This window comes from Plectonema cf. radiosum LEGE 06105 (assembly GCF_015207665.1).
Lineage (GTDB): Bacteria > Cyanobacteriota > Cyanobacteriia > Cyanobacteriales > Nostocaceae > Rivularia > Rivularia radiosa_A.
Window position 1 is genome coordinate 23,926 of the sequence record NZ_JADEWL010000070.1, and the last position, 10,499, is coordinate 34,424.

Here is a 10,499-nt window from a genome sequence, read left to right on the forward strand (position 1 = left end):
TCCCAAATTCTCGGACAAAAAAACATAATTCAAGTTGAAATCTTTATATTTTCATAAAAAAAGTGTTTTCTAAATCCGATGAAGTGTATCGTAATCGTGGAGGTTCGGGTTATGGGGGATTTTTAAATAATTGTTTGCAACGAATGACAAAAGAAGGTACAGCACAATTAGAAAGATACATTAAACAACGCTCTTAATCAATTAATTCATATTTTGTAGTATTCTCAACAAGACTAAAAAACCGGGTTTTTAGTCCAGCTAAATAGTGTTGACTGCTGGGTTTAGATCACCGACTTCTTGAAGAAGTCGGGGATATGGTGTTACGCATTTAATTTGTATAACGCCCTTCGAGCGAGACGCTTGTTCTTACGAACACGCGTCTCGCTAACGCACTACAATATTTTCACCTTTATGTCCTACGGACACGCGGAGCTAACACATTATATAATTTAGCTGCACATCAGCTTATGGTGGAGTCTTATATTCCTTTACAGCTAAACTCACAAGTAAGTGGTAAGCGTTGAGTGACGGATTGATTTTCCCACTACTCACTCTAACTTCCTTCTTGTTTGTGAGAAATGTGGGTAAATAGTGTTGATTACCCAAAATTGGACTGGTACTAAATCAAAAAATTGGCTATTGTAACTAACCACTATCTAAATTACGCTATTCTTAAGTTCAAGTTAAATGATTCTGTGGAAGGCTAAATATGCCTCATGTAGCGAAGATTTACATTTATCCCATTAAGTCACTTGATGGAGTCGAAGTTACACAAGCTCTTGTGTTGCACAGTGGTGCGTTACAGTATGACCGTCAATATGCCATTATTGATGCACAAGGTAAGTTTGTCAATGCTAAACGTTATGCAAAAATACATTTATTACGGTCAAAGTTTGATTTAAAAAGTCAAGTTGTTTCGCTACAAATTCAAGGTAGTACTACAGAAGCAAGTTTTAATTTGGAAAGGGAAATACCACAATTAGAAGCTTGGTTGAGCGACTTTTTTGGGTTTCAGATAAAATTACAAAAAAACTTGGTTACTGGTTTTCCTGATGATACTATTTCACCAGGACCAACTATTGTTAGCACTGCGACTTTAAAAGAAGTTGCTTGTTGGTATTCAGGATTAAATGAAGATGATATCCGTCGTCGAATGCGGACTACTTTAGAAATAGATGGGGTACCCGCATTTTGGGAAGATAAGTTATTTTCTGAAAGTGAGATTAATTTTAAAGTTGGGAATCTCCAATTTGTAGGAGTAAATCCTTGTCAACGTTGTGTTGTTCCTACTAGAAATGCTGTTACGGGAAAAGTTAATTCAGATTTTCAGAAAATATTTATTCATAAACGTAGAGAAACTTTACCGGAATGGGTTGATAAATCTCGTTTTAATCATTTTTATAAGCTAGCAGTAAATACGAAGTTAGCTAAGGAAGAAGTGGGGGATAAGATAATTAAAGTTGGTGATGAAATTATTTTGTAGGGTGTGTTACGGCTTGTAATAATATCTAAGCAAGAAAATATTTTAGCGTTGCCATGACGCACCATAATTGGATTTAAAAAACCGCAGAGAGCGCAGAGTACACAAAGAGAAAAAAGAGATTATTATTTTTTAATTGAAGTGAAAAATATAAATAGATGAAAGTCAGTATTAGAGAAACAACTCCACAAGAAGATTCAGTAATTGCAGAGCATTTTTATCAGCTGTGGTTAGATATTGGTGTTTCTAAAAACTTTATCAAACCCAATCACTACAATCTGACTTTAGAGTTTATTAAAGAAGCTCGTCAAAAGTTGTTTTATAAAGGTTTTGTTGTGGAAGTTGATAATCTAATTGTCGGTTCTGCAAGTTGTCAGCTTTTTACGGGTTTATATCCAAATGTATTGAAAGAGGGTTATCGCAAATATGGATATATTTGGGGTGTTTATGTTGAACCTTTTTACCGCAAAAAAGGAATAGCTAAACAATTGACTCATGCGACGGTTGAGTATTTAAAAACTATTGGTTGTACAAAAGCTATTTTAAATGCTTCACCAGCAGGTAAATCTGTTTATGAAAGTTTAGGTTTTTCTCTAACTAATGCTATGGAATTAGATTTAATTTAAATTATTTCTCTAAGTTCATTAACAAATCTAGCTAATTAATTATGACTACTTCAAATAATCCAATCAATCAACAACTCGTACCAACTCAACGAACTCAAATTAAAAGATTACCAAAACGCGGTAATTATGAAACTCAAGTTATTTATAATATTTTAGATGAAGCTTTAATTTGTCATGTGGGATTTACGGTAGATAATCAACCGTTTGTGATTCCCACTGCTTACGGAAGAGTTGCAGACAAACTTTATATTCATGGTTCACCAGCAAGTCGAATGTTGCGTAATTTAACTCAAGGTATTGAAGTTTGTGTTACAGTCACTCTTTTAGATGGACTTGTACTAGCACGTTCTGCTTTTCATCACTCGATGAATTATCGTTCTGTAGTAATATTTGGTATGGCAAGTCTAGTCAATGATACTGAAGAAAAAAATGCAGCGCTACGAGCTTTTACTGAACAGGTAATACCTCAAAGATGGGAAGAAGTACGTCAACCGAGCAAACAAGAGTTACAGGGAACAATGGTGCTTTCTCTACCTTTAAATGAAGCATCAGCAAAGATACGAACGGGTAATCCTGTGGATGATGAATCAGATTATAATTTACCAGTTTGGGCTGGTGTTTTGCCGTTGCAGATGGTTGCAGGTAAAGCTATTAATGATCAGCGCTTGATTGAAGGAATTGAAATTCCCGATTATGTGCGGAATTATCGCGAAGCACGCAATTTATAAAAACACCTTGACAATGACTGCATAACCTCTGTCGTAATCAACCTATATTATTCAAGTAGTCATAATTAATTACGATGGAAGCTTCTTTTTTCACAGCTGTTTTTTTACCCGTCGCTTTAGCAGTAATTATGCTAGGAATGGGTTTATCTTTAGTTCCTGATGACTTCCTGCGGGTTGCAAAGTACCCCAAAGCTGTCGCGGTAGCTTTGATTAATCAATTAATAATTTTACCTGCGATCGCGTTTGTAATTGCCAAAGTTATCCCGATGCCAAATTATATCGCAGTTGGATTGTTGATTTTGGCGCTTTGTCCGGGAGGAGCTACATCGAATTTAATTACTTATTTCGCTCAAGGGGATGTAGCACTTTCTGTGACTCTCACGGCTTTGAGCAGTACCATCACAGTGTTTACAATCCCGGTTGCATCAAATTTAGCGCTGCAATATTTTATCGGCACAACAGCCGCGATAAGCAGCAGGCTTGACGCTTCGCGTATCACGCTACCAATTGGCACGACTATGTTACAAATTTTTGCGATCGCTTTACTACCAATCGGTTTGGGAATGTCAATCAAACAACGATTTCCCGAATTTGCATTCAGGTTGGAAAAAGTTACCAGTAAAATTGCGATCGCGTTTTTAATTTTGATAATTTCTGGTTTAATTATCCGTGAATGGTCGCGTTTACCGGGGTTTATCGCTCAAGTCGGGATTGCAGTTGTCTTGTTAAATATCTCGGCAATGATGGTAGGGTTTTATATTAGTAAGTTATTTAACTTAAGTATTCCTCAACAAATTTGCATTGCTATAGAAGTAGGATTCCAAAACGGAACTTTAGCAATCACTATAACTGCGGGATTATTAAATAACCCTGATATGGCAATTCCTGCGGCAATTTATAGTTTATTTATGTATATTACTGGTTTGCTGACTATCTACTATGGTCGTAGATACATATCCGCAACTAGTTGACTGGAAAAGTGTTCTCAATTTATCAACCAAATACAACATCTTCATAAACTCCGCTGATTTCCCCTTCAAAATTAATACTTTGCAGTTGAAAATATTCATCTTCAAAAGTATAAGATTGTAATACCCAAAGCCCTTCATTGTTACGCCGAAAGCATTCAATTCTCTGACGTTTGACATTAATTAAAACGTACTCTTGAAGGGTTTCTAATAATTGATAATCGGCAAATTTATCACCTCTATCAAATGCTTCTGTTGAATCAGATAAAACTTCCACAATTAAGCAAGGGAATTTCTTTTCTGTGGTATTTTCTTTATCTCGTTCATCACAAGTAATCATGATATCAGGGTAATAATATCGATTTGATTTTTCGATGCGAGCTTTCATGTCGGAAATGTAAACTCGACAACCAGAACCCCTGACATGACTGCGGAGGAGTGTAGCTAAGTTTAATGAAACAGTTACATGAGCATCATTAGCACCAGCCATTGCATAAGCATAACCATCGATGTATTCGTGTTTAACATCGCTTTCTAATTCCAATTGGAGGTATTCTTCTGGGGTGATGTAATTTTGTTGTGGGGATGCGACCATTTTTTTTAAGTTTAAAAAGACTATTTTTATCAAACAACTATCAATTCGGTTTCTTTATCAGATGATTCATCATCTTCTACTAAAGAACGTGCATTATCTTTACCCTGTAACTTGTTAGTAATATACGCTGTTATGGCATTTACTTTGCGCGATCGCCATTCATCAACTAATTGCTCTACTTGGGTTACGCTCATTCGTCGTGTCATTGCTTCGTGAAGATATGCTGCATGGGTTGTTTCATCTTTGGCAATGCTGAGCATTCTTAATTTAAGGTGACGTGATTTGGAGTCATTATCGGGTAAAACTTTCGCCATTCGAGCAAAATCTTTGCTTGCATCCAACTCTAATATATAAGTGCTAGCCATAAACACATTCCAATCAATGGATTCTGCTTTTAATTGTTCTGAAGAATAACCTTCATAGTATGTAGCAAAAAAGGGACTTCGACGTGGTTTTGATTTTTTCTCGGTTGTGTTTTCTTCCCTTGTTTCTGATGACTGATTTTTAAAGTCTCTGACTTTTTTGTCAAGTTGTTTAAGCGCGATCGCAAAAATTTGTCCGTGTTTATTTTCGTCTTTTGCGTGAAGAGCTAATTTCTCCGCAAGCCATGTATCACCTTCTTTTGCAGCTCGTTGACTGAGGTTAGTTAAAAAAGGAACGGAACCCGATTCTGCTAGTTGAAATCCGGCTAAAATATTTGGACGGGTTTTAATATCCCGAATTTGCAAAGCACTAAAATAAGCACTTGCACCAGAACCAGCTAAATGCATGATATAGGTAAGAAGATTCATAGTTATTTGTTAGTTATTAGTTGTTAATTATTAGTGATTATTTGAATATTTTTCATTTGTCCGATACAGTCGCTTAATTATCGGTATTTTCTAATTGAGAAACTCGCTTTTGTAACTGATTAACATCCTGTCTTAATTCAATTACTAAAGTTGATAATCTATCAAACATTTTATCACGTTCTGATTGCGATAATCTTCTACCAGAACGTTGCGATGGTAAAGAAGTATTGGGAATTTTTGGTGATGAACTACCTCGATTACCTTGCATTTCGATCCGATTTACTTGGGATTCTAAACGGTAAAATCTCGATTCTAAATTATTTAGACGCGACTCTAATAATCCAGAAACAGCGATATCGGTAAATAATCCACCCCAAATTATAATTACTAAAATTATTACAGATAATAACTTTGCTAGATTAAACATTTGATCAATTAGTAAACAAGTAATAAACAAACAGAAGATAATTATTATTAAATCCTAACAATTACCTATCTCCCATTACCAATTACCTATCCCCCATTCACAGTTTTAAATAATTTATCCCAATCGATATAACTTGCGTTATTTTCTCCTTGCTTTACCTCAAAAGTAACATTACAAGCTGATGGCTCTTGTAAGGCTTGTACACAAAGTTTAGCAATATCTTCACGGCTAATTTTGCCCCTAATATTATCACCTTGCTCCAAAATTAATTCTTTACCACCTGGTTCTTCTGTCAAAGCACATGGTCTAATTATAGTGTAAGGAATTCCACTTGCTCTTAAAGTATCTTCTCCTTTCAATTTCCATGTTAAAATTCCTCCAAGTTGGTCGTTTAATTTGACTGCTGGTGGTTCTTCTTCTAAGTTTATACCTGGTCTTCCCGGACGAGTTACTCCTGCTGAACTTACTAAAATAAATTGCGGTAGGGTTTGTCCTCCGTAAGCTTTAATTGTTTCGACTTCTAAAGCAAAAGCACCTGGAGAAAAGTGAGGATTTAATTCTCCATCATATTCAAATTTGCTCAACATTAATTGAAAAGAACAAATTTTATTAACGTCAATTGTCGAAGCATCTTTTACAGTTTTGGCGCGAAAAACCGGAATTAATTCTGTAAAAGGAATCTTAATATTTATCCAAGTATCTGCTTGAGTATCGCAGGAATAACAATAGCCCATACCATCCCAATTCGTTTCTGTACGCAAAATGAATTTGTAGCGTTTTCCATCTCCTTTAACTCGTATTTCTACACCTTGATAACCAGATAAATTAAAAGATGGGTCAAAATTTTTGGTTCTAACTGAAGCAAATCCCCCGGAATTTTCTGTGGAAACATTACCAAAAAATACAGCTTTACCTGAAGACAATTGAATATTACTCTGACTAACTCCACCCATAACTACATCATCTACCGCACCCCAAATATTTTTAATTTCCATGGATGGATTACTAAAGTCAAATATTAACTTTTCGTTTGATGGCGGCAAATTTTTACTAACAGCTTCGATTAAGTTTTTTACACCTTTATATTCTACATTTTCTGGAGTGTCACCAACAATTTCTGGCATATAAAATTTAATGCCTTGATTGTATTTTGCCCTATCCGGTGTATCTCCTTCTACTGGTTGTACTCGCACCGCAGTACAACAAATAACTGCTTGGATATTCGTGGTTACAAGGGAATTTAAAGTTTCTGGTTGGGTAATATCTCCAACTATAAAATCGGCTTTATCGTCAACTATTGAACTGGCTTTATCAATATCACGCACTAGACATCTTACTTTGTAACCTTTTTCAATTAGCCGTTTTACAACTCTTCTTCCCACACCACCCGTTGCACCTGCTACTAATACAGCACCCATTTCTTTTGCTCCAATTAATTGATTTCTATTTTCCTTATCACTTGTGAATAAATCTTGTACCCAGTTAAGTAAAGGGATTACTTCAAAAAAGGTTATAGTTTTCACAAATCTGTTTAAATTCCACATATTTCAATTATCAGTTTTCCTCAAATAATTTATATCTATGATTTTTCAATTATTTTTAATTCCATCAAATTAAATTTCCATTCATGCACGAGTAAAGTAATCATACCTATGATAGAAAAAATATACTCCTGAGTACCAAATTTAGATTTATGTTAATTTTTAATTATAATTCTTGCTCGCAAAATCGGATTTACATTAAAAATTGTATATTAAAATGAACTTACATTCAAATGGATGAATTGATTTACTTTAATATTTTTCATTATGTAACTTAATTTGTACAGTTTAAACAAACATAGTACCTAAAACCACAAACCCGATTTAAAATCTTTAAATGTGTAAGTGTAGCTTCGTTTAGCTTCTAATATATAGCCTTCTCCTTTGACTTCTAGCAAATTCAGAAATTATTTCAAAAATTAGTTAAGTTAATTTTATGAATCAATTAGAAAAAGCGACAGCAGAATACCAGCAGTTTACCCAACAAATCCAAAGTATTATTATTAGTACGGTAAATAATCAGGGAATGCCTAATGGTAGTTATACTCCCTTTGTAATGGACGAATTCAAAAATATTTATATTTACGTTAGCGGGCTTTCAACACATACGCAAAATCTCAACATTAACCCTAGGTTAAGTGTTTTGTTTATTGAAGATGAAGCGAAAACCTCACAAATATTTGCTCGTCGGAGACTCAGTTATGATTGTAGCGCGAGTTTGATAGAGCGCGAAACTGATGAATGGAAAAAAATAGTGGATAAATTCCAAACTCGTTTTGGTGAAATTATTGAAATGTTGCGCGGTTTAGCCGATTTTCGGATTTTTAAGCTAACTCCCCATAACGGTCGTTTCGTAATTGGATTCGGAGCAGCTTATCATATTAGTGGCGACAATCTCGACAAACTTGTGCAAATCAGTAAACAATGAATAAAGGTCAAAGGTCAAAGGTTAAAGGTTAAAGGTTAAAGGGAACGTGAGCATTACCAATCACTCAACTAATTGATAACGTCAACTGTCAACTGTCCACTGTCAACTGTCAACTGTCAACTAACTCCTATGCTTCAATTTCAACCTCCTGGCTTTGGGCATAAAATTATTCAAACATCCCTTGGAACAATGGTTTATTACACTCAAACCGCTGCACCTTGGGATATTAATGAAAATTTACCTCCCTTAATTTTTCTACATAATTTTGGTGGTGGTGCCTCTGCTTATGAATGGGCGAAAGTATACTCTGCTTTTGCTGGAACTCACCGTATTATTGCACCAGATTTAATCGGTTGGGGTGAATCTTCTCATCCGGTACGCAATTATCAAGTCAATGATTATATCACCACTATCAAAGAATTTATTAAACAAACTTGTCAAGAACCTGTAACAGTTATAGCCTCTTCTCTGACTGCTGCTTTGATTATTCGTCTTGCTATTCAACAACCGCAATTATTTAAAACCTTATTTCTCTCATGCCCTTCTGGATTTGATGATTTTGGACAAAGTAGCGGACGTAGACTTCCTTTAGAGGTTATAAATACACCACTTTTAGATAGTTTGATTTATAAATTGGGTGCGGAAAATGAGTTTGCCGTCAGGAATTTTTTACAAAGTTTCCTATTTGCAAAACCCGCACGTATATCAGAAGAAATTGTACAAGCTTATTTAGCTTCCGCTCAGCAACCTGATGCTAAATTTGCTGCTTTATCGTTTTTACGCGGTGATTTGTATTTTGATTTGAGTCTATATGTTAAACAACTCACCGTACCTACAGCAATACTCTGGGGTGAAAAAGCACAGTTTATTGATATGAACTTAGGAAAACGTTTAGCAGATTTAAATCCCAATACAATTAAAGATTTTCATGCCATACCCGATACTGGGGTACTACCACATTTGGAAATACCGGAAATTGTCATCGGTTTATTAAGTAAGCATCTAAATTATCATTCAATTTAAAATAATTGTTTAATTAAGTGTAGATAAAAATACAGTAATTAAGTATTTACTACAGCTATAAGTTTCGGAAATTTTATTTGTAATAAACTTTAAATAACTAATACTTGATAACTGTTTATTCATAAAGCGAATTTGGGAATACTGAATATTAAAGTAATGTGTTTCCTAAATTAACTTATGCTACCGGCACAGTTCAAGTCTTTACAACTCCCCAAGGAAAATATACTCAATTCCTTATTAATGTGTCAATTCCAGATGTAAGAAGTCGGGTTTTTATGACTGTTTTCTCGTATTACCAATAGAAGCTCGTAAAAACCCGACTTCTGTGATTACTTAACCACTCCCTACTCCCTTATTACTGAATCCTTACGGAATCGCTACCACTCGTAACAAACGTTCCATAATACTTTGCGCTCTTCTTCCTCCTACAGGAATCAAACGATGACTCAAAACATGAGGAGCGATAAATTTCACGTCATCGGGAATTGCATAATCCCGTCCGCAAAGATACGCAAAGGCTTGAGTAGCGCGGTGTAATGCTACAGTACCCCTCGGACTAATACCGAGAGTAATTTCCTCATCGCATCTCGTCGCCCGTACCAAGTCAAGCATATATTGCTGCAACGAACTTTCTACCTTAATTCCAGCACAAATTCGCTGTAATTCTTCCACTTCTGCTAAGGTGATGCAAGGTTGTAATTCAGTAAATTTACTGCTAGTCTGGAGTCGTTGTAGTAATTGCAACTCTTCTTGTTCCGTTGGATAACCCAAGCTCAAGGACAACATAAATCTATCCATTTGCGCTTCCGGTAAAGGGAAAGTACCTTGATATTCAACCGGGTTTTGAGTAGCGATGACAAAAAACGGTGCGGGAACAGTACGAGAGACACCATCAACTGTGACTTGACCTTCTTCCATCACTTCTAGCAAAGCCGATTGAGTCCGGGGTGTAGCGCGGTTGATTTCGTCTGCTAACATCACGTTGGCAAAAATGCAACCTTCGAGAAAAGTAAATTCACCAGTTTTGGGGTTCCAAATGTTTGTACCCGTAATATCAGTCGGTAGTAAGTCAGGTGTGCATTGTAGCCTTTGAAACTTTCCATCAATAGAACGAGCCAAAGATTTCGCTAGTAGCGTCTTACCCACTCCGGGAACGTCTTCAAGCAAAGCGTGTCCCCCACCCAACAAAGCAACCAACACCAAGCGGATAGCTTCAGATTTACCAACAATGGTACGAGCTAGATTTTGTGTCAGAGCGTCAATTTTATCTCTCATGCACCAAATAAGGTTAAAGGTCAAAGGTTAAAGGTTAAAGGTTAGAGGTTAAAGGTTAGAGGTTAAAGGTTAAAGGTCAAAACTCATAACTCCGGTGGTACTAACTCCTCTCCCCAT

12 protein-coding genes are annotated in these 10,499 nt (G+C 35.7%); 7 read left to right on the forward strand and 5 right to left on the reverse strand.

From position 1 onward, the window contains the following. Positions 1-62: 62 nt before the first annotated feature. The 5 genes from IQ247_RS33180 to IQ247_RS19210 all read left to right on the forward strand — a co-directional run bounded on the left by IQ247_RS33180 (position 63) and on the right by IQ247_RS19210 (position 3,805). Positions 63-197 carry a lysozyme inhibitor LprI family protein gene (locus IQ247_RS33180; RefSeq protein WP_265579697.1) on the forward strand — a complete coding sequence of 45 codons (135 nt, stop codon included), beginning with the start codon at positions 63-65 and terminating at the stop codon, positions 195-197. Between the two features lie 512 nt (positions 198-709). After that, positions 710-1,483, forward strand: a complete 774-nt coding sequence (locus IQ247_RS19195; protein ID WP_193922706.1) for an MOSC domain-containing protein — start codon at positions 710-712, stop codon at positions 1,481-1,483. A 155-nt stretch (positions 1,484-1,638) separates the two neighbouring features. Beyond that, complete coding sequence (locus IQ247_RS19200) at positions 1,639-2,106, forward strand: GNAT family N-acetyltransferase (protein WP_193922707.1); 468 nt, start codon at positions 1,639-1,641, stop codon at positions 2,104-2,106. 41 nt (positions 2,107-2,147) lie between these two features. Beyond that, complete coding sequence (locus IQ247_RS19205; protein ID WP_193922708.1) at positions 2,148-2,834, forward strand: pyridoxamine 5'-phosphate oxidase family protein; 687 nt, start codon at positions 2,148-2,150, stop codon at positions 2,832-2,834. A 74-nt stretch (positions 2,835-2,908) separates the two neighbouring features. Further along, positions 2,909-3,805, forward strand: coding sequence for a bile acid:sodium symporter family protein (locus tag IQ247_RS19210; protein WP_193922709.1), 897 nt, complete (start codon positions 2,909-2,911; stop codon positions 3,803-3,805). A 22-nt stretch (positions 3,806-3,827) separates the two neighbouring features. On the opposite strand, the gene IQ247_RS19215 is transcribed toward IQ247_RS19210, so the two are convergent. The 4 genes from IQ247_RS19215 to IQ247_RS19230 form a co-directional block, all read right to left on the reverse strand. Further along, positions 3,828-4,397: a Uma2 family endonuclease gene (locus IQ247_RS19215; protein WP_193922710.1), complete on the reverse strand. Its 570-nt coding sequence runs from the start codon at positions 4,395-4,397 to the stop codon at positions 3,828-3,830. A gap of 29 nt (positions 4,398-4,426) precedes the next feature. Beyond that, on the reverse strand, positions 4,427-5,188 hold the full coding sequence (locus tag IQ247_RS19220; protein ID WP_193922711.1) for a ferritin-like domain-containing protein: 762 nt from the start codon (positions 5,186-5,188) through the stop codon (positions 4,427-4,429). A 73-nt stretch (positions 5,189-5,261) separates the two neighbouring features. Beyond that, positions 5,262-5,615 (reverse strand): hypothetical protein, encoded by a 354-nt coding sequence (locus IQ247_RS19225; RefSeq protein ID WP_193922712.1) that lies wholly within the window; start codon positions 5,613-5,615, stop codon positions 5,262-5,264. 86 nt (positions 5,616-5,701) lie between these two features. Then, entirely contained in the window at positions 5,702-7,159 is a 1,458-nt protein-coding gene (locus IQ247_RS19230) for a CIA30 family protein (RefSeq protein ID WP_193922713.1), read from the reverse strand. A 433-nt stretch (positions 7,160-7,592) separates the two neighbouring features. On the opposite strand from IQ247_RS19230, the gene IQ247_RS19235 reads away from it, so the two are divergent. Continuing rightward, entirely contained in the window at positions 7,593-8,084 is a 492-nt protein-coding gene (locus tag IQ247_RS19235; RefSeq protein WP_193922714.1) for a HugZ family pyridoxamine 5'-phosphate oxidase, read from the forward strand. Between the two features lie 129 nt (positions 8,085-8,213). After that, the gene (locus IQ247_RS19240) at positions 8,214-9,107 is read left to right on the forward strand and encodes an alpha/beta fold hydrolase (protein WP_193922715.1); all 894 of its coding nucleotides are present in this window, start codon (positions 8,214-8,216) and stop codon (positions 9,105-9,107) included. A gap of 366 nt (positions 9,108-9,473) precedes the next feature. Here IQ247_RS19240 and IQ247_RS19245 read toward each other — a convergent pair whose 3' ends face one another. Further along, the gene (locus tag IQ247_RS19245) at positions 9,474-10,382 is read right to left on the reverse strand and encodes an AAA family ATPase (protein ID WP_193922716.1); all 909 of its coding nucleotides are present in this window, start codon (positions 10,380-10,382) and stop codon (positions 9,474-9,476) included. Positions 10,383-10,499 lie beyond the last annotated feature (117 nt).

Coding starts and splice junctions, on each gene's coding strand:
- IQ247_RS19195 (WP_193922706.1), top strand. CDS start 710: ATGCCTCATGTAGCGAAGATTTACATTTATCCCATTAAGTCACTTGAT.
- IQ247_RS19200 (WP_193922707.1), top strand. CDS start 1,639: ATGAAAGTCAGTATTAGAGAAACAACTCCACAAGAAGATTCAGTAATT.
- IQ247_RS19205 (WP_193922708.1), top strand. CDS start 2,148: ATGACTACTTCAAATAATCCAATCAATCAACAACTCGTACCAACTCAA.
- IQ247_RS19210 (WP_193922709.1), top strand. CDS start 2,909: ATGGAAGCTTCTTTTTTCACAGCTGTTTTTTTACCCGTCGCTTTAGCA.
- IQ247_RS19215 (WP_193922710.1), bottom strand. CDS start 4,397: ATGGTCGCATCCCCACAACAAAATTACATCACCCCAGAAGAATACCTC.
- IQ247_RS19220 (WP_193922711.1), bottom strand. CDS start 5,188: ATGAATCTTCTTACCTATATCATGCATTTAGCTGGTTCTGGTGCAAGT.
- IQ247_RS19225 (WP_193922712.1), bottom strand. CDS start 5,615: ATGTTTAATCTAGCAAAGTTATTATCTGTAATAATTTTAGTAATTATA.
- IQ247_RS19230 (WP_193922713.1), bottom strand. CDS start 7,159: ATGTGGAATTTAAACAGATTTGTGAAAACTATAACCTTTTTTGAAGTA.
- IQ247_RS19235 (WP_193922714.1), top strand. CDS start 7,593: ATGAATCAATTAGAAAAAGCGACAGCAGAATACCAGCAGTTTACCCAA.
- IQ247_RS19240 (WP_193922715.1), top strand. CDS start 8,214: ATGCTTCAATTTCAACCTCCTGGCTTTGGGCATAAAATTATTCAAACA.
- IQ247_RS19245 (WP_193922716.1), bottom strand. CDS start 10,382: ATGAGAGATAAAATTGACGCTCTGACACAAAATCTAGCTCGTACCATT.